Genomic DNA, 19,669 nt, shown 5'->3' on the forward strand with positions numbered 1-19,669 from the left:
TGCATGGTTTGATAGTAACGAAAGTTTTTAGTGCCTACTTTGACACAGTATTGCTTTAATAAACCACCATTTATTGAGCCACCAATATCAACATAAATGCTGACTTACGATTAGCCATTTATGTTTAGGATTTATAACAACGATAAGGAAGCTACCATGAGTGATATCTTTAATGTAAAAGACACCATTTCGGTCGATGGCAAGGAGCATGCCTATTATAGCTTGCCCAAACTTGCCGAGACTTACGACAATATCAATACGCTACCGTACTGTATGAAAGTCGTACTAGAGAACCTATTGCGTAATGAAGATGATGGTCAGTCTGTCGGCAAAAATCACATCGAAGCAGTGGCCAACTGGGACGCTGGCGCTGAGGCGTCCAAAGAGATTGCCTTTATGCCAGCCCGCGTGGTGCTGCAAGATTTCACCGGCGTGCCATCAGTCGTCGATCTGGCAGCGATGCGTGTTGCGGTAGTAGAGCTTGGCGGTCGTGCTGAGCAAATCAACCCATTTATCCCCAGTGAGCTGGTCGTCGACCACTCGGTGCAAGTCGATGCTTATGGCCGTGAGGATGCGCTGGATCTGAATGAGAAGATTGAGTTTAAGCGTAATAATGAGCGTTATGAGTTTTTGCATTGGGGCCGAAATGCCTTTAAAAACTTTGTTGTTGTCCCGCCAGCGACGGGTATCGTGCACCAAGTCAACCTAGAATATCTTGCGCGCGTGGTCATGGCAGCAGAGGTCGATGGCGAGCTGACAGCCTATCCTGACACGGTGTTTGGTACCGACAGTCATACGACGATGATTAATGGTATCGGTGTGCTTGGTTGGGGCGTTGGCGGTATCGAAGCTGAAGCGGCGATGCTCGGTCAGCCGTCTTCGATGCTCATCCCGCAAGTGGTTGGCTTTGAGCTGACAGGCAAACTCAGTGAAGGCGTCACCGCGACGGATTTGGTATTGCGTGTGGTCGAGATGCTACGAGCACATGGCGTGGTCGGTAAGTTTGTCGAATTCTACGGTGAAGGCTTGCATCAAATGCCATTAGCGGATCGGGCGACGATTGCCAATATGTCGCCTGAGTATGGTGCGACTTGTGGTATCTTCCCGATTGACCAAATGGCGATTGATTATCTGCGTCTATCAGGCCGTGACGAAGCGCAAATTGAGTTGGTCGAAAAATATGCCAAGGCACAGGGCTTATGGCATGATGCCGATACGCCAGCGGCGACGTATTCGAGCAAGCTAGAGCTCGATCTATCGTCAGTACAACCCGCATTAGCAGGGCCGAACTTGCCACAGCAGCGTATCAACTTATCTGATATGCACGAAAAATTCGGCGAAACGCTAGAAAAAATGACCAAAGACCGCAAGGCAGAAGTCGAAGGCAAAGTACGCTTTGACCAAGAAGGCGGCGAGCAAGAGCAAGCGGAACACTTGGCAGCTGAACCCAACATCGACGTTGACACCGAAACTGACGATAGCAAAGGCTACCAGCCAGCCAATAACGTGTTCTCAAGCGTTAATATTGACGACAAAGAGCACAAGTTGCGTGATGGTTCAGTCGTCATTGCCGCCATTACCTCATGTACCAACACCTCAAATCCAGCCGTTATGATTGGTGCTGGATTGGTCGCCAAAAAGGCCGCTGCCAAAGGGCTCAAAGCCAAGCCTTGGGTTAAGACCTCATTGGCACCTGGCTCAAAAGTAGTCACCGATTATCTTGAAAAAACCAAGCTGATGGATGAGCTAGAAAAAACAGGTTTTTATTTGGTCGGTTACGGTTGTACCACGTGTATCGGTAATTCAGGTCCGCTTCCTGATGTGATCGAAAAAGGCATCGAAGAGAACGATTTAGTCGCCTCAGCGGTGCTCTCTGGTAACCGTAACTTCGAAGGTCGTATTCACTCACATGTCAAGGCCAGCTACCTAGCATCGCCGCCATTGGTTGTCGCTTATGCCTTAGCAGGTACAGTCGATATTGACTTAACCACCCACCCACTCGGTCAAGATCAAGACGGCAACGATGTGTACTTAAAAGATATTTGGCCAACGTCAGATGAGATCAATGAGCTGATTGCCAATAACATCAATGCTGATATGTTCCGTAAAAACTATGGTGAAGTGTTCGATGGTAGTAAAGAGTGGAACGCGATTAGCTCAGCCGATAGTCAGCTATATCCATGGGATGAAGGCTCAACGTACATCAAAAACCCACCGTTCTTCGATGGTATGACCATGGAGCCAGAGGGTATCCCTGATATCGAAGGCGCGCGTATCTTGGGTCTGTTTGGTGATTCAATCACCACCGACCATATCTCACCTGCGGGTAATATTGATCCAAACTCGCCAGCAGGTAAATACTTGCAAGAGCGCGGTGTCATGGAAGCCGACTTTAACAGTTATGGCTCACGACGTGGTAATGATGCAGTCATGACCCGTGGTACCTTTGCCAATATCCGTATCAAAAACCAAATGATGGGTGGCAAAGAAGGCGGTTATACCTATTACTTCAAAGATGACAAGTCGACACTACAAGATGGCGAAGAAATGGCCATCTATGATGCAGCGATGAAGTATAAAGAAGATAAACGTCCACTCGTCGTCCTCGGCGGGGCGGAGTATGGCTCAGGCTCTAGCCGTGACTGGGCTGCCAAGGGTACGATTTTGCTTGGTGTAAAAGCGGTACTGACTACCTCATTCGAGCGTATTCACCGCTCAAACCTCGTCGGTATGGGCGTGCTGCCATTGACTTTCAAAGATGGTGAAGACGCTCAAACCTACAAGCTTGATGGCTCAGAAGTGCTGAGCATCACGGGCCTTGATAATGGCGAGAGCAAAGTCGCCACCGTCACTGCCACCCGCGCTGATGGCTCGACCGAAACCTTTGAGGTCAATGTCGGTCTACAGACACCAAAAGAGCGTGAATACGTACGTCATGGCGGCGTGTTGCACTATGTCCTGCGCCAACTAGCGGCGGAGAGTAAGGGCGCTGCTTAGTGGTTCGTTAGACTTACAACGAAAAAACCCAATCCCAGTCAAAGTAGGGGATTGGGCTTTTTTGTGTTTGATTGTTTTAGATGAGGAAGATTATTCCGCCATGATTTTCTCCCATCTATACTGACAATCACTGCATTTGCCTTCATTATATTGATCTTCTAAGTCTAGAGGAACTCCGCACATTTCACATTCGGTGTATTGCATTTCGTAGTCACATGCTACACAACAGTCCTCTTCATAAATGAAAGTATTTTGCCAGCATTCAGGGCATGTATTATAAGGAGGGTTACCGCCATCCTTCGCATTTATGTAAGCCTCTCCAGACAAAGAATCATCGATACATTGTTCGACTACATCATAAAAGCTAAAATCCTCCCCACATGACTTACAATGCAAGTCAATTATTGGATAAATATCATCACTATGTGGAGCTTGTATTAATGAAGAGTGGCATTGATTGCAACGAAGATTTTTAAGAGCTATTTCAACTGAATGATATTTCCAATCAACTGCATAAAGACTGGCTTTACAAGCTTGTTCTTCTGCCGAATAAACATCGCTTACCTTAAGCAAAGTTGCCCAGCAATAATCACCCAGAAATTCTTGAGGATCTTCTTGCAAATGCTCTGATAGGAAGTCTCTAATCAGTAAAAATGACTTGGCTACGATTTCACGGACAGCATCAGGAGATTTAGATGTATAATAATGCTCTAAGTCGTTTCTTAGTCTACTTATTTCATCAAATCTATCCCAATCTACTGTTGTAATGTTTAAACTTTTGAACCTTTCTTTTATGGACTGAACATCAACTGTCTTATTACCTTTGCCTTCAAAAGTTATCTCACCTTTCGCATTTTGCACAGGCCTAATATTCTGCTTTATGAGCAATTCTTTATTATCAGGTGGAGATAATCGACAAAGCTTTTCTTTGTAAAGTAATAAAATCCCAGCTGCAATGTTTCTTACAGCAGACACACTACGTCTATCATCATCAATTTCAAAATCTTCAACTCCAATTTGGATTGAATCGATTGCATTTTGCAAAATGCTCATCATGTCTCCTGAATTTAATAATTGCTTTGTATATAACTAACACGTGATGAAGTTGGTATGGCTTTATAAGTCTATCTCTAGAATCGCTGATCCGCATTTAATCACCCCTTCTCAGTAAGCAACTTAACCCCCAAACCAATAAATACCACGCCGCTTATTTTATTTAAAAGAACTTCGATAGCTGGGTTTTTTCTTAAGTTGGCACTAAATTTTGAGGCCAATAAAGCAAGGCACGAACACCATACAAAGCCCGTCAGCGCAAAACTCAATCCTAAAATCAGAAATGACAAGGCGCTATGAGCATAGCTAGGATCGATAAACTGCGGAAAAAATGCGAGGAAGAATAGCGCGACTTTTGGATTAAAGACATTGGTTAATACGCCTTGTTTGTATATTTGCCAGTGCGCTATGGAGTTGGCAGGTGCAGATTGGCTATTTTTTGGCAAATGATTGGCCAGTAAAGGGGGCTGCTTGCTCATCAGCATTTTTATACCCAGATAACACAAGTAGCTGGCACCGATATATTTTATAATCGTAAAGGCCAGAGGCGAGTTGATCAAAATGATCGATAGACCCAATGCGGCGAATACCGTGTGCACCAAGATGCCTGAGATGATACCGAGGACAGAATAAAACCCTGCTACGCTGCCATGTGAGACGCTACGGGTAATGATATACATTGTATCGGTGCCTGGAGTGAGGTTTAGCAAAATCGCTGCCAAGACAAAGCCCAGATAGTTTTCGATACCGAACATGGCTCATACTTCCTTGTGTTAGCAATAATAGGGGAGTGTTTTATTTATCGTTTATTTCGTAGTTTACCTGGTATCGGTCGTCATGAGCAGCTCATATCGATGATTTTTATAAACGACAAACGAAAAAAATCCCAATCACCGGATGATGACTGGGATTTTTTAGTGTTCGCTTATTAGTCTAACCTGATGCTAAGCAAAAGTGCTAATAAGTGACGCCGAATAGTGGCGTCCCCAGGGGGATTCGAACCCCCGTTACCGCCGTGAAAGGGCGGTGTCCTAGGCCTCTAGACGATGGGGACGCATAGAGTGTCATAACCTATGGTTATAACGGTACTTCACAATATCAGAGCGCTTATTTATAATAAGCCTTGCCTAGGTGCTGACATTGTTCTCAAAGCAATATTTATCCGTTGAGCGATAAATAGTATGGTGGAGCTAAACGGAGTCGAACCGTTGACCCCTTGCATGCCATGCAAGTGCTCTACCAACTGAGCTATAGCCCCTCGCTAAGAGTGTGCGTATTTTAGGTAAGACCAGCAGTCTTGTCAACCGCTATTTTTAAAAAAATGCAAAATAATGCAAAAAAAGTCATTAAAAGTATTTAAATGGCCAATTATGGACGTTTGAGTATGGAGGTTGCATAAAAAAGAGCCAGTATCGAGCTGACTCTTTTTTATTATTTGTCCATTCTACTCTTCATCGGCAAGTACGATAGTACCCTGCTGCCAAACTATGCATCAGCCAAAAAATTAGGCAGATCCGCCGCTTTTTTCTCAAGTTTTTTCAGTTTCTTTTTACCGAGGCCGCCTAGGACATCAACCGCATGGCGCAAGCGCGTCAAGGTCATATCCGCGCCAATAATCGCCATCGAGTTCATAACGGGCGTCGACGAGGTGCTACCAGCAATCGCGATAAAGAATGGCGCCATAAAGTCTCGCATCTTGATATCGAGGTGAGCGGCGAGGCCTTTTAGCGTGGTATAGATGTTTTCCTCCGACCACGTCGGCAGGGTCTCAAGCTGCCAAAGCGCCAGTTGTAACAGCTCGATGATTTGCTCGGGCTCAAGCGATTTATGCGTGAAGCTCTCAGCGGTGATGTCTGGCAGGTTTTGGAAATAAAAGCCGCCCCAGTTGACCGCGTCAGACAACAGCTCGATGCGTGGCTGAATCGCAGCGGCGATCGCGGTGAGTTTATCGCTGTCACTGGCCCACTCAAGGATTTTGTTTTTAAGCTCTTCAGGCGTCAGCGCACGTAGCCATTCGCTGTTTAGCCAATTGAGTTTTTCGGTATCGAAGATAGGGCCGCCAAGAGACACGCGCTGGATATCAAAGCTGGCAATCATTTCATCCAAGGTGAATTTTTCGGTATCGTCAGGCATTGAGTAGCCCATACGGCCTAGGTAGTTGAGCAGCGCCTCAGGTAGTACGCCGGCATCACGGTAGTAAGTAATTGAGGTTGGGTTTTTGCGTTTCGACAGCTTTGATTTGTCGGGGTTACGCAGTAGCGGCATGTGGCAGAGTGTTGGCATCTCCCAACCAAAGTAATCATAAAGCAGCTGATGCTTGGGGGCAGAGTTGAGCCACTCTTCGCCGCGCATGACGTGAGTGATCTCCATCAAGTGATCATCGACGACGTTGGCAAGATGGTAAGTTGGCATACCGTCAGTTTTTAGCAGTACTTGCATATCGACTTGCGCCCAAGGAATCTCGACGGTGCCGCGCAGCATGTCATGTACCTGACAAACGCCGTCGGTGGGTACACGCATACGAACCACGTGCGGGGTGCCCTCGCTTACCAATTGCTCGGTTTTTTCTGGAGGTAGGTGGGCACAGCGGCCGTCATAGCGCGGGGTCTCGCCATTAGCCATTTGCTCAGCGCGCATGGCGTCTAGCTCTTCTGTAGTACAAAAACAGCGAAACGCATGGTCGCTTGCTATCAGCTGCTCAGCGTGTTTTTTATAAATATCGCTACGCTCGCTCTGACGATAAGGCGCGTGCGGGCCACCAACGTCTGGTCCCTCACTCCAGTCAAGTCCGACCCAGCGTAGCGCGTCCAAAATCATCTGCTCGGATTGGGCCGTCGAACGCGTTTGATCGGTGTCCTCAATACGCAAAATAAACTCGCCGCCGTGGGCTTTGGCGAAAGCCAAATTAAAGAGCGCAATATAAGCGGTACCGACATGCGGAAAGCCAGTCGGCGAGGGCGCAATACGCGTGCGAATAGGGCGGGCGTTGCTCGTGTCGGAGGGAGCGTGGGTCGATGTTTGCATAATAAAAATCTCAAAAAGTCGTGGGCGATAAATAGCAACAATAGCCACAAAATAACTAAAGGAAAAATATGACTAAAATAGCAATGAAAGAGTGGCCGTCAATAGCAAAAAATAGCGTAAAATATAGCGCTAGTATAACAGACAGCTGCGATATTTTTAATGAAAAGCCTGTCTAGTGCTTGACTCACCGTGTATCCTTGCGATAATAAGGTAAAGCAAGACATAACTTGTTTATTTTCATCTGATTTTTTACTATTACCGGCCGATATGGCCGTCATCTACTGAGTCGTTTGTGTCCACATTGAATGATAAGCCAAATAAAAAGCAAAACAGTACGTCCACTCGCAAACAAAGCCCTTCTTTGGCCACTGACCCTGCCAAGTCGGCGGCTGATTTATCTGCTGTAACCCCTGATACCGCGCAGCCCACCCGTGACGGAGCGTCTGCGTGCGCGGCAGCTAGCGAGCAGCGCTTTGTCCATGATGCCGTGCTATTGCAAGAAACGGTGGCGGCGGTACTGGGCGTCAAATCTCTTCCTAAACGCACAGATGACGCCCTACAACCCAGCTTGCAAATGAGCGGCATCTACGTCGATGCTACCTTTGGCCGTGGCGGTCATAGCCGTTTATTATTGAGTCATCTGAGTGACGACGCGACGCTGGTGGTGTTTGATAAAGACCCGACAGCAATTGCTGTGGCGCAAGAGCTGGCAGCTAGTGACAGCCGTGTCAAAGTGGTGCATGATAGTTTTGCGACATTGACGGACAGCCTAGCGGCGCTGGATATCGATCAGGTCGATGGCTTGATGGCAGATTTGGGCATCTCATCGCCGCAGATTGATGATGGTAGCCGCGGTTTTAGTTTTATGCGTGATGGCGCGGTCGATATGCGTATGGATACCAGTCGTGGTCAGTCGGTGGCCGAATGGCTCGAGCAGGTCGATGACGAAACCTTGGCCAATGTGCTTTATGAGTTCGGCGAAGAGCGCCACAGTCGCCGTATCGCGCGCGCCATCAAGCAGATGGACAGCTATGAGTCCACGCTTGAGCTGGCAGAAGTGATCAAAACGGCGCACCCTAACTGGCAGCGCGGCAAGCATCCAGCGACCCAAAGCTTTCAGGCCATGCGTATTTTTATCAATAACGAGCTTGGCGACGTTGATGACTTTTTGGCGCAAAGCATTCCGATTTTAAAAGCAGGCGGGCAGCTGGCAGTGATTAGCTTTCACTCCTTAGAGGATCGCCGAATCAAGCAGTTTTTGCAGCGCCATAGTAAAGGGCAATATCCAGAGGATGACAATCTGCCGATGCCGCCCAAACGTCCGCGCTATTTTGGTAAGCCCAAACGTATCGGTCCAAGTAAAGCTGAGGTCAGCCACAACCCGCGCGCGCGCAGTGCTTGGTTACGACTGGCCACGCGCAGCGATGTTGAGTATCAACAGGCGGCAAGCCAAGATTAGCTACATTGTCAGTGAAGCGGTTTAAAAGTAGTCATATCTCCTTACTGTTGTTCGTCTAAATAAGATACAAATGTGCGAATGGCTACGCTAGTGTTAAAAAGCTGTAAATATTACCTGCTAGGCTCAGCAGTTGGTTTTTTGTTTGTAACGCGCATGACAGTGATATTTGGTTTTATGTCACTGATGCGGCCTGAGTGTCTGATAGAGACATTTGCGCATAAAAACCAGTTAAAACCGTCGCCGATTTTATATTTGAAGTCCACTTTTTGAGAGCGTCATGGCAATATCTGACAAACCTACTCGCCGCGCCGGCACCCCTCCTAATGTCGATATCGGCGAGCTGTTTGTGCGCCGGTTTAATGTGGTCAGCATTTATGTGGCGATTTTATTATTGCTGGCGGCGGCAATTATCTGGAGCGGTATCAAGACCGCTGAAGGCGTCCAGCAATACCATCAGGACTATAAAACCTTGCAAGACATGAAAAAACAACAGCGCAAGCTACAAGTAGAGCATCAGCGGTTGCTTATCGAGCAGCAAACCTTTAGTGCCACGCCGCAAATTGCCAGCCGCGCTGTGGCCGAGCTTGGCATGTACTCTCCAACCCTCAAAGACAAGTTGATTATTCAGCCAGGTGCTCCTACGGCGCGGGCGCCAGCCGCCTCTAGCGAGTCGGACATCACCGCCAATGACAGTGATGCCATGCAAGAGGTTGCCAGTACCGATTTATCGCCCGCTGCGCTGCCTAGAACTACATCAATTAATAGTAATGCGGCGGAGGCTGGGCGATGAGTGAAAAAAAATCCAAAGCCAAGACTGGTAAGTCAGCTGCAAAAAACAACAGCAAAAAACCCACCAGCGGCAAAGTCACCAAGCCGCTGCGCCGTGTCAATGCGGCCAAATCAGGACAGAAAAATAAAAAAGCTGGTAGTAGTGCGGCAGATAGCCGTAAGGCCAAGCTGTTTGGGCGACTAAAAAAGAATGACAGTCAAGGCGCTTATACCAGCGTCAAAAACCGTAAAACCGCGTTTTTAAATAAAGCATCAGGGGCGTCCTCACGGGGCGGTTTTGAGCAAGACAAAGCGCGATTTTGGACGGTTTGGGGGTTGGCGCTTGCCATCTTGGTCGCGCTGATAGGCCGTGCTTACTACATTCAAGTCGCCAATGCCCAGTTTTATCAAGATAAGGGCAATGAGCTGATCACCAGCGTACGCACACAAAAATCTTATCGCGGTATGATCACGGATCGCAATAAACTGCCACTAGCGGTGAGTGCGCCGCTGTCGACAGTATCGTTTAGTCCGCATGACTATGCGCGCGAATACTATGAACTAAAACGCATCATTTTGACCAATCCTGACAGTCCGCAGCTACGAGCGCGCATGCAAAAGCGCTTGGACGCTATGGATTTGACTACCTTGGCCGCTGCCGCCAATATTTCAGTCAGTGAGCTAAAACGGGCCGCCGCGATCGATGATAGCATCGATGTCACGGACGAAGAAGCAGTAAAAGCGGCGTTGCCATCAGGTGCAGGCTCGCACTACTTACCGCTTCTTAATAAAGTCACGCCAGAGATTGCCCAAAGTGTCAGCTCTTTAGACTTCCCTGGGGTGTATGAAAAAAAATTCTTTCAGCGTTATTATCCGCAGCCTCAGCCCAACTCGCAATTGCTCGGCTTTATGGGACAAAACGCCAATGACCCTGAGGGCAGCTATGAAGGGCGTGCGGGTATCGAACGTCAGTACGAAAAGGAGCTGGCGGGTAAAGATGGCAAGGTACTGGTACTAAAAGATGCCAAACAAAACAGCCTAAAAGAAATTAAGCAAGTCGAGCCTGAGATACCGGGCAAAGATGTGACGCTGACGATTGACTCGCGCCTGCAGTATTTGCTTTATAAAGAGTTAGAAAAAGCAGGGCGCCTACAGCGGGCGCGCTGGTCGACAGGTATGGTCGTCGATGTACAGACAGGCGAGGTGCTCGCTCTCTCGACATGGCCGTCATTTAATTCCAATAACCTCAATGAGATGACGGGTGAAAACCAGCGGAACCGTGCGCTGTTAGACGTCTTTGAGCCAGGCTCGGTGATGAAGCCATTTACTGTGGCGGCGGCGTTAGACTCGGGTAAATATACCGCGACATCATTGATTGATACCAATCCAGGCTCTATTCGTGTCCGAGGTTATACCATTCGCGATCACCGTAATCTCGGCATGATCAACATGGGCACGCTACTACAAAAATCGAGTAACGTCGCCTCGACCAAGATTGCATTATCCCTACCGCCTGATGCCATTACCAATATGCAAAAGCAGTTTGGCTTTGGTAAAAAAACCCCGTTACAGTTCCCTGGTGAGGGTAGTGGTCTGGTGGTCACGCCAAAAGAAAAAGAAACCTCGCGCCGCGCCACCGTCAGTTATGGTTATGGTCTGCAGGTGACACTTGCGCAGGTCGCACAGGCCTATTCGGCATTGGCTGCAGGTGGTGTCATGCATCCGCTGACCTTGATCAAAGACGACAAACCGAAGCCAAGTAAACGCATTATGGCGCACGAGCAAGCGATGTCTATCGTGCAGATGATGGAGAGCGTCACTGAGCCGGGTGGTACCGCGAAAGGCGCGGCCATTGATGGCTACCGTGTGGCGGGCAAAACTGGAACGTCGCGCCGTATCAACCCAAAAGGAGGCTACTATACTGACCAGTATCGTAACGTCTTTGCGGGTATGGCACCAGCATCAAACCCAAGGCTGGTGGGCGTGATGCTCATCGAAGACCCGCGCGCGCAGATTTATGCGGGTCTGACGGTCGCTCCTGTCTTTCATAATGTCATGAAAGAGGCGCTGCGTTTGTATAATGTGCCTTTAGATAAACCGCTAAAAACCGAAGAACCATAAGTATTTTGCCACACAAACATGATGACTGATGTCGGTTAGTGTCCAGCGCCAGCAGCTGATTTGTGTTTACCGTTTAGGATTTGCCCATGACCACGCTTACCTCATCGCCCAGTACCCCCGCGGTTACCTTGCAGCAGCTTTTAGAGAGCGGCGATCGTCAGCATTCTTTGCTACAGTCATCGCTCACCGCGCTGCTCGCTGCTGCGGGCAATACCAGTGAGGGCGTCTCGGTCGAGCATATACCATTTGCACAGTTTCGGTTGGATAGCCGCCACGTCGCGGCACACGATGTGTTTGTCCTGCTAAAAAGCCAGACAGGCCACTGTCAAAAAAGCCGCGACTATGTGCTACAAGCCGCATCACAGGCGGCTTTTATTCTCTCGGAGATTGACCCAAGCGACTTGTTTGATGGTGGACAGTTGCCAGAAGAGGTCTTGCCCTGTCCTTTGATATACACGCCGTATATTCGTGATTTTTTGGGCAGTCTCATTCAGGCGCGTTTGCAGTACCAGCAGCCAAGCCGATTACCCACGGTGGTGGCAGTGACGGGCACCAATGGCAAAACCACCATCAGCCAGCTAGTAGCGCAATTGACGCAGCTGACTGGCATGAGCAGCGCTGTGATGGGGACCGCAGGTAACGGTCGATTGGGTGCCTTGGTGCAGGCTAGCCATACCACGGGCGACGCTCTTGCCGTGCAGCAGTTTTTGTATCAAATGGCGCTTGAGAAGGCAGAAATATTGGCTTTGGAAGCCAGCTCGCACGGCCTTGATCAGCAGCGTCTACAAGGCGTGCCGATATCTGTCGCGATTTATACCAACTTAAGCCGCGATCATTTAGATTATCATGCCGATATGGCAGCGTATGCCGCGGCAAAAGCTAGGCTCTTTGACAAAACCCATTTTCCTTCCTTGACGCACGCCATCATTAATATCGATGATGAGTACGCGCAGGTCATGCTAGATATGGCGCATGCCAGTGGTTTGACGGTATGGACGTATAGTCTGGATGCCTCAAAGCCTGCGACCTTTGTCGCCACCGATATTACCCCAAGCTTAGAAGGGGTAAAAATTGCACTGCAGACAGAGAGCGCTGATAAAGGCACTGATGATACAGGCACTGGCCATAAAGAAAGCCGTTGCATAAATATCGTTAGTCCTTTGCTTGGGCGTTTTAATGTCGCCAATTTGCTGGCAGCCATTGCCGCTGCTGCTGCGTTGGGCATGAGTCTTGAACGTATCGCCGAGCTCGTTCCGCAGCTACAAGGCGCGGTGGGGCGTATGCAGCGCGTCGCATCGCGTGATGGCTGCTTTATCGTTGATTATGCCCATACTCCTGATGCGCTTAGTCAGGTGCTGGCCAGTTTGCGCACCCACTGTGAGGGGCAGCTGTGGGCGGTGTTTGGCTGCGGCGGAGACCGTGACGCGGGCAAGCGTCCGTTGATGGCGCAGGCAGGACTGGCGGGCGCGGACAGGGTTATATTGACCGCGGATAATCCGCGAACCGAAGACCCAGAAGCCATCTTGCAAGATATGCAAGCGGGCATGAGCACCGCGCAGTATCAGCGCACCCATATCGAGCCTGCACGGCAAGCGGCGATTGAGTATGCTGTCATGCAAGCAGCGCCCGATGATATCGTCGTCATCGCTGGCAAAGGTCATGAGACCTATCAAGAGATCGATCATGTCCGTTATGATTTTGATGACAGTGTGGTCTTGCAACAAGCCTTACAAAAGGCTGGGCGCAGATAGGCGATGGGTTTGCAGCGTCATGATGATTGAGGTTTGCGTCATTATTTAAGCGCGCTCATAAAATCATGTTAAGCGTAACAAACAGTATTTATAAAAATTAAGTAGTCATCATACAAGGTAATCACTATGACAGCCGACAACGACAATACCATTCAGTCGCAAGGTCTTTATGTCTGGCAGGTAGATAATCTGCTCGCTGCGACAGCCTCGCTGGATGGGCATTGGCAGCTAGCAGCAGAACAGAACAATGCAGGACAAAGCAACGTAGGACAAAGCAACGCAGGACAAACTGAGCTTGCCAACAACGCGGTGACCAGCAACCGTATCGCCACCGATACCCGCACGATAAAGAGCGGCGATATCTTTTTGGCGCTAAGCGGTGCCAATTTTGATGGTCATGACTATATCAATCAAGCCGCTGCCCAAGGCGCTGTCGCTGCTATCGTCTCACGTCCCATCTCGACGAGCATCCCGCAGTTGGTCGTGAGTGATACGCGTCTGGCTTTAGGGCAGCTGGCCGCTTATCGTCGCCAGCAGCATCAAGACTTGACTGTGATTGCTATCACCGGCTCAAGCGGTAAAACCACCTGCAAAGAGATGCTTGGTAGTATTTTTGGTCGTCTAGCACCGACTCTGATCACCCGTGGCAACCTAAACAACGATTTGGGCGTACCGATGATGCTGCTCGAGTTGTCCGATCATCATCGCTATGCCATCTTAGAGCTGGGCGCCAACCATATCGGCGAGATTGCTTACACGGCAGAAATCGTCCAACCGGATGTGGCTTGTATCCTCAATATTGGTACCGCGCATTTGGGTGAATTCGGTAGCCGTGAAGGCATCTGTCAAACCAAGTCGGAGATTTACCATACATTAACCGATACTCAGTTTGCTATTGTCCCTGACAAAGACGACTTTACCAATCAACTGCGCCGTATCGCCGAAAAACACACCTCGCATGTGATTGGTTTTGGCAATACTGATGTCAGCGCCAGTCATTTGGATGTCGAGCCTGAGCGTAGTGAGTTCAAGCTACATATTGGTAATCAAGTCCATGACATCAACCTACCATTGGCGGGTGAGCATAATGTCAATAACGCCTTGGCGGCGGCCGCTTGTGCGCATGCGCTAAACATCGATGTCAGTGATATCGTGATTGGTTTAGAAAACGCCCGCCCCGCCAAAGGTCGTCTCAATAGCCAGATACTGGGGATGCATCGCCTGATCGATGACACGTATAATGCCAATCCGCATTCCGTACGTGCAGCGGCCAAGGTGCTGGCGGCGCAAACAGGCACGCAAGTGATGGTGTTGGGCGATATCGCTGAGCTGGGTGAGGCGGCAGTGAGCGAGCATCAAAGCTTGGGTCGTACCATTGCCACCACTGGTATCAACGTGCTGCTGTGCGTCGGTGAGTATGCGCCGTATACCGTAGCAGGTGCGCAAGAAATCTCTGATATCAGTGCGCATGCGTTTGCGGATAAAGACAGTCTTTTGGCGTATTTACAGCCGTATTTGCAAGCACAGCAGGCTAAGCCTTGTACCGTGCTGTTCAAAGGCTCACGTGCCATGCAAATGGAAACCCTTATCAATGCGCTAGTCGAGGAGTAGGCGGTGTTAGTTTGGTTGTTTGGCTGGCTTGGCCAGTATTATACACCGTTTTCTGCGGTTTCTTCGTTGACGCTACGCGCGTTATTGGCGGTCATTACCGCTTTAGTCTTTAGCATGATGTTTGGTGGCCGCGTCATTCGCCACTTGCGTGCGCTCAAATATGGGCAGGCCATCCGTAATGATGGACCGCAGTCGCATTTGGCCAAAACGGGCACACCGACCATGGGCGGCGTCCTGATACTCAGTGCTATCGGGGTATCGACCTTGCTATGGGCGCGCTTAGACAATCCTTATGTATGGATCTTGCTGGTGGTGATGGTGGTGTTTGGCGCGGTTGGCTGGGCTGATGACTGGCTAAAGATTAAGTACAAAGACCCCAAAGGCCTAATCGCTCGCAAAAAGTACTTTTGGCTGTCGATGGGCGCGTTATTTGTTGGGGTGTCGCTGTACTATATCGCCACGCTGCAGCCAGATATGGCGACCACCCGCGAGATGCAGGATTTACTATTGCCTGTCTTTAAAAACTGGATCGTTCCTTTCTCCGCGCTACCTTTTGGTATTGGGTTTATTATCTTTACCTATTTTGTGATTAATGGCGCTTCTAATGCCGTCAACCTAACCGATGGTTTGGATGGTTTGGCCATCTTGCCGGTGGTGCTGGTGGCGGCAGGTTTGGGCGCGATGGCTTATGTCTCAGGTGATGTGCGTTTTGCTGACTACTTGCATGTGCCTTATATCGCTTATAACTCTGAGGTCATCATTGTCTGTGGTTCGATGATTGGGGCAGGCTTGGGCTTTTTATGGTTTAACGCCCATCCAGCCCAAGTATTTATGGGCGATGTCGGAGCACTGGCGTTGGGCGCGATGCTCGGTACCATTGCGGTCATGACTCGTCAAGAGATTGCCTTTGCCATTATGGGTGGTCTGTTTGTCGCCGAAGCGCTGTCGGTGATGCTACAGGTTGGCTCGTACAAGCTGCGCAAAAAACGCGTCTTTCGTATGGCGCCGCTGCATCACCATTTTGAAGAGATTGGCTGGAAAGAAACACAGGTGGTGGCACGCTTTTGGATTATTGCCATTATCCTTGTAATCTTAGGGCTAATGACGCTAAAACTGCGCTAACTAGGTTTTAAAAAAACTGGTGCTTTAATAACAAGTTGGTTTCTTAGCAAACTGGTGTTTTAACAAACTAAGTCTTTTGATCCAGCGCTCTGCAAAAGCCATCTCATCGTGTTTGAGGTGGCTTTTTTGGTTCTGTCTCTTATTGTTAAGTGAGGGGTTTTATGCCGCAGCTGAAGCAAACTTTGTTAAAATGACGGCCATATTTGGCTGATTTTGAGAAACCTGTGTCGTTATTTATTTGTCCCCTTTGCCAGTCACCCATGCAGCCTGCAGCCGATACGTGGCGCTGTGATGGCAGTTTGCATCCAAAGCAGACCAAGCACCCTTTCGATGTGGCGCGTCAAGGCTATGTCAATTTGTTACCAGTACAACAAAAAAAGTCCAAAGCGCCAGGAGATAGCCAGGCCTCTATCGAAGCGCGGCAGCGGTTTTTGGCCGCGGGACATTATCAGCCATTACAGGCTTTGCTTGAGCAGCAAATGAGGCAGCTACTCGGGCAGAGTGATACTGCTGCAAATTGGCTGGATGTCGGCTGCGGTGAGGGATGTTATACCCAAGCAATGGCGCAGATAGACGGTATAGCATCGCTGATAGCGGCTGACATCAGTAAGCCTGCCGTTTCTACTCTCGCCAAAGCAAGCAAAGCGGCAGGGCAGCTGTGGTATCAGCAGCCTAAAGAGGGTGCGGCTCAGACGGCGGTATATCCATTAGTGACCAGCGCCGCTCACCTGCCATTACGCGCCCATAGTGTGACGGGTATCAGTAGCATTTTTAGTCCTATCTTGCCTAAGGCCTTTGCCGAAGTATTGTGTGACACAGGCTATCTCATCATTGCCAAACCCGATAGTCAGCATCTTGCATCGATGCGTGAGGCGTTGTTTGATAGTGTGCGCGAGCATAATTCTGATAAGTTTTTGCACAAATTAGCCCCGCACTTTACCCTGCTTGCGACGCATCACGTCAGTACCGAGCTGTCATTAGCGGCAAATGGTTTGGCAGATTTGATGACCATGACCCCGTATGCTTATCGCGCCCACGCAGAAAAACGCCAAGCGTTGCTGGAGCTTAGCGAGCATGCGCCATTTAATACAGAGGCCAGGTTTGTGGTGTATGTTTTGCAAAAACAGGCGGGTAAATAGTGCAATCTGTCGATGAATTGAGCCTGCCTGCATCCTTATTAACAGAATCGGTATTAGGGCGTATCCTCAATTCAATCGATAGCCATTTAGCCATATAACTGGCCATTTATAAAATAGGCCCCATGGTTGCGACGATATTGTTCCAAATTCTATAAGGCAGTGGCCAGTTTTCCACCTGCTCACGGGTCACCTCATCTGAGTCCGCGATATACTGGTGTTGGCGTGCGACGATATCAGCGGTGAGCGCTCTATCACTAAAAACGATGTTGTTTTCATAATTTAAATCAAAGCTACGTAAGTCCAAATTGGTTGAGCCAATCAGGCTGATTTCGCCATCGACGGTTAGGGTTTTGGCGTGTAGTAGACCGGGCTTGTACTCATATATCTTTACCCCAGATTCGAGCAGTTGCCAGTAGTAGCTGTGACTGGTGGCTGCCACCACGATAGAGTCGTTGTGCTTTGGAAAAATCATCGTGACGTCTACACCGCGGTAGGCGGTGGCACACAACACACTGACCAAGGAGTAGTCCGGTACAAAGTAGGGTGTCGAGATAATAAGAGTGTGCTGGGCTTGGCTGATTAACGCGCCCAAAAACTGCGGCGTGGTGCCGTGACGCTGGGTCGGCCCATCGGAGAAAACTTGTGCGGCAAAGGTGTCGGTTGGTTGTATCTCGGACGTCGACTCAGCACCGTCACCCAAGGCGGTCGCAGGCTGGGTAAAAAAAGGGAAGCTCTCAAGCGGGGTAGAAGGGTTTTCGCTGAGCCAATCACTGGCAAACAGCATCTGGTTTTGCGCCACAACTGGCCCCTCAACACGCATCATGATATCTACCCACGGCGCAAACTTGGGTTTTACTCGAAATTCAGGGTCGGCGCAGTTGCGACTGCCAGAGTAGCCAATCTTGCCATCAATCACCGTGATTTTGCGGTGATTACGCAAGTCGATCCGACTAAACATCATCACCTTTAAGAAGTTGTTAATCGGTAATGCCACGCTGACTTGTACGCCGGCGTCTTTCATTTCTTGCCATATCTTTGAGCGCACCATCTTGCGTGAGCCCATGCCATCGACCATCGCGCGGCATGTCACCCCGCGTTTTGCCGCCCGTATCAATGCTTGGGCAGTGTCGATACCCATGCCATCAATCAGCCAAATATAATACAGCACATGAATATGATCGGTCGCCGCATCAAAATCAGCAATCATGCGTCTACGCGTCTCATTGGCATCAGCCATCAGCTCGGCACGGTTTCCCACCGTCGTACGGAAACCCGTGGCATTGGCAGAGTAAGCAAAGGCTGCGCGGTACTCTGGTTTGACAGCCTGTGTCAAGGCCGCCTCACTGCCCAGCACATCGGGGCGATAGGCGCTCAATTTATCGATGACTTGCTCACGCTCGCGGGCAAAGTTGCGGCCCAGATGTACCTCACCAAACATCCAATAAACCACCACCCCCAGATAAGGCAAGATAAATAGAATGACAATCCAAGCCAGCCGAGCAGGGGCGCTCAGATCATGGCGCGATAATACTCGTAAAGAGATGAGCAACAGTAAGAGAAAGTGGATGGTGAGCAGGATGTCTAACAGCATAAGGCAATCCAGTGTTATTGTTTTTATTGATGTATCGCACAGTATTGACTAATTATAACGTACTGTAAAACTTTGACCGTATTGATTGGTAAAGTCATTAGGACGTGTCTGCATGTCAAAAACGGTGATAAAAATGAGACAAATTACGGTCGAACAAAGGAAATAGCGCTGTTAATATCGGGATATAAACCCGCTATTTAACTATGGTTTAATTTGACTTAATATTAGATATAGCAGGTTAGATTATGTATGTTTAGTATCGTTTTAGAAAAGCGAGCTTTAGCAAAGTCATGAAAGGTTGTTACGTAGTGGTGAAAATAAGAAGGTAGTAGACCTCTTGCAAAAGTAGTTGTAAGACACAACGTATATTATTGAACTCTACTTACTTAATAGATATGCCAAACATAGATAAGCTACTCAAACAAAGTGACGCTGGTTTTAAACGCTACACTGGCATTCATAAAACCACCTTTTATGACATGCTTGATGCCATGCAAGAGCATGAAGCATCTAAGACCAAATCAGGCAGACCAAGTGTGCTCAGTCTTAAGGAGCAGATACTACTAGCCCTGACTTATTGGCGTGAATACCGCACGCTTTATCATATCAGTATGGACTTTGGTATTCATGAGTCTTCTGCTAGCCGTATCATTCGTAAAGTAGAAGACACACTGATTAACTCTGGCAAGTTTGAATTGCCCAAAAAGCTGCCTAGTCGTGTCGATGAGGACATCAATTGGTCAGTCGTCATTGTCGATGCCACCGAAACCCCTATTGAGCGTCCAAAAAAAACCAAAGCGACTACTATAGCGGTAAGAAAAAACAACATACCTTAAAAGCGCAGGTTATCGTCCATTGGAAAACAGGCTTAATATTAGATGTTCAAACGTCCAAAGGGTCAATCCACGATTTTAAGCTGTATAAAGATACTTGTCCTGATTGGTTACCTGAGAATACTAACTATCTAGCAGACAGTGGTTATCAAGGGTTAGCAAAGCTACATAACCAAACTTTCACACCATTTAAGAAACCT

At 48.8% G+C, this 19,669-nt stretch carries 13 protein-coding genes, 2 tRNA genes and 1 pseudogene; 10 read left to right on the top strand and 6 right to left on the bottom strand.

Annotated features, from left to right (window positions below):
* The first annotated feature begins 156 nt into the window (after positions 1-156).
* A complete protein-coding gene (locus tag R0I52_RS01125; protein WP_317052803.1) occupies positions 157-2,997 on the top strand; it encodes an aconitate hydratase in 2,841 nt (946 codons plus the stop codon).
* A gap of 90 nt (positions 2,998-3,087) precedes the next feature.
* Here R0I52_RS01125 and R0I52_RS01130 read toward each other — a convergent pair whose 3' ends face one another.
* The 5 genes from R0I52_RS01130 to gltX form a co-directional block, all read right to left on the bottom strand.
* Positions 3,088-4,050 carry a hypothetical protein gene (locus R0I52_RS01130; RefSeq protein ID WP_317052804.1) on the bottom strand — a complete coding sequence of 321 codons (963 nt, stop codon included), beginning with the start codon at positions 4,048-4,050 and terminating at the stop codon, positions 3,088-3,090.
* Between the two features lie 101 nt (positions 4,051-4,151).
* Complete coding sequence (locus tag R0I52_RS01135; protein ID WP_317052805.1) at positions 4,152-4,805, bottom strand: LysE family translocator; 654 nt, start codon at positions 4,803-4,805, stop codon at positions 4,152-4,154.
* Between the two features lie 223 nt (positions 4,806-5,028).
* Positions 5,029-5,104 (bottom strand) — tRNA-Glu (locus tag R0I52_RS01140).
* A gap of 128 nt (positions 5,105-5,232) precedes the next feature.
* Positions 5,233-5,308, bottom strand: a tRNA-Ala gene (locus R0I52_RS01145).
* A 227-nt stretch (positions 5,309-5,535) separates the two neighbouring features.
* Entirely contained in the window at positions 5,536-7,074 is a 1,539-nt protein-coding gene (gene gltX, locus R0I52_RS01150) for a glutamate--tRNA ligase (RefSeq protein ID WP_317052806.1), read from the bottom strand.
* Between the two features lie 292 nt (positions 7,075-7,366).
* On the opposite strand from gltX, the gene rsmH reads away from it, so the two are divergent.
* The 7 genes from rsmH (at position 7,367) to R0I52_RS01185 (ending at position 17,045) form a co-directional block, all read left to right on the top strand.
* Positions 7,367-8,533, top strand: coding sequence for a 16S rRNA (cytosine(1402)-N(4))-methyltransferase RsmH (gene rsmH, locus R0I52_RS01155; RefSeq protein ID WP_317052807.1), 1,167 nt, complete (start codon positions 7,367-7,369; stop codon positions 8,531-8,533).
* A gap of 277 nt (positions 8,534-8,810) precedes the next feature.
* Complete coding sequence (locus tag R0I52_RS01160) at positions 8,811-9,323, top strand: cell division protein FtsL (RefSeq protein WP_317052808.1); 513 nt, start codon at positions 8,811-8,813, stop codon at positions 9,321-9,323.
* Positions 9,320-11,422, top strand: a complete 2,103-nt coding sequence (locus R0I52_RS01165; RefSeq protein ID WP_317052809.1) for a penicillin-binding protein 2 — start codon at positions 9,320-9,322, stop codon at positions 11,420-11,422. The genes R0I52_RS01160 and R0I52_RS01165 overlap by 4 nt, the downstream gene beginning before the upstream one ends.
* An 86-nt stretch (positions 11,423-11,508) precedes the next feature.
* Positions 11,509-13,173 carry a UDP-N-acetylmuramoyl-L-alanyl-D-glutamate--2,6-diaminopimelate ligase gene (locus R0I52_RS01170; protein ID WP_317052810.1) on the top strand — a complete coding sequence of 555 codons (1,665 nt, stop codon included), beginning with the start codon at positions 11,509-11,511 and terminating at the stop codon, positions 13,171-13,173.
* Positions 13,174-13,299: 126 nt separating this feature from the next.
* Entirely contained in the window at positions 13,300-14,784 is a 1,485-nt protein-coding gene (locus R0I52_RS01175) for a UDP-N-acetylmuramoyl-tripeptide--D-alanyl-D-alanine ligase (protein WP_317052811.1), read from the top strand.
* Positions 14,785-14,787: 3 nt separating this feature from the next.
* A complete protein-coding gene (mraY, locus tag R0I52_RS01180; protein WP_075102493.1) occupies positions 14,788-15,906 on the top strand; it encodes a phospho-N-acetylmuramoyl-pentapeptide-transferase in 1,119 nt (372 codons plus the stop codon).
* A gap of 260 nt (positions 15,907-16,166) precedes the next feature.
* The gene (locus R0I52_RS01185) at positions 16,167-17,045 is read left to right on the top strand and encodes a putative RNA methyltransferase (RefSeq protein ID WP_317052812.1); all 879 of its coding nucleotides are present in this window, start codon (positions 16,167-16,169) and stop codon (positions 17,043-17,045) included.
* Between the two features lie 106 nt (positions 17,046-17,151).
* Here R0I52_RS01185 and cls read toward each other — a convergent pair whose 3' ends face one another.
* Complete coding sequence (gene cls, locus R0I52_RS01190; RefSeq protein WP_317052813.1) at positions 17,152-18,636, bottom strand: cardiolipin synthase; 1,485 nt, start codon at positions 18,634-18,636, stop codon at positions 17,152-17,154.
* 395 nt (positions 18,637-19,031) lie between these two features.
* On the opposite strand from cls, the gene R0I52_RS01195 reads away from it, so the two are divergent.
* Both R0I52_RS01195 and R0I52_RS09010 read left to right on the top strand, forming a co-directional pair.
* On the top strand, positions 19,032-19,472 hold the full coding sequence (locus tag R0I52_RS01195; RefSeq protein WP_317052814.1) for a transposase family protein: 441 nt from the start codon (positions 19,032-19,034) through the stop codon (positions 19,470-19,472).
* An 8-nt stretch (positions 19,473-19,480) separates the two neighbouring features.
* Positions 19,481-19,669, top strand: a pseudogene (locus R0I52_RS09010) (transposase); the annotation flags it as partial.

The sequence above is a fragment of the Psychrobacter sp. CAM01 genome (assembly GCF_032842965.1).
In the GTDB taxonomy this organism is placed as follows: domain Bacteria; phylum Pseudomonadota; class Gammaproteobacteria; order Pseudomonadales; family Moraxellaceae; genus Psychrobacter; species Psychrobacter celer.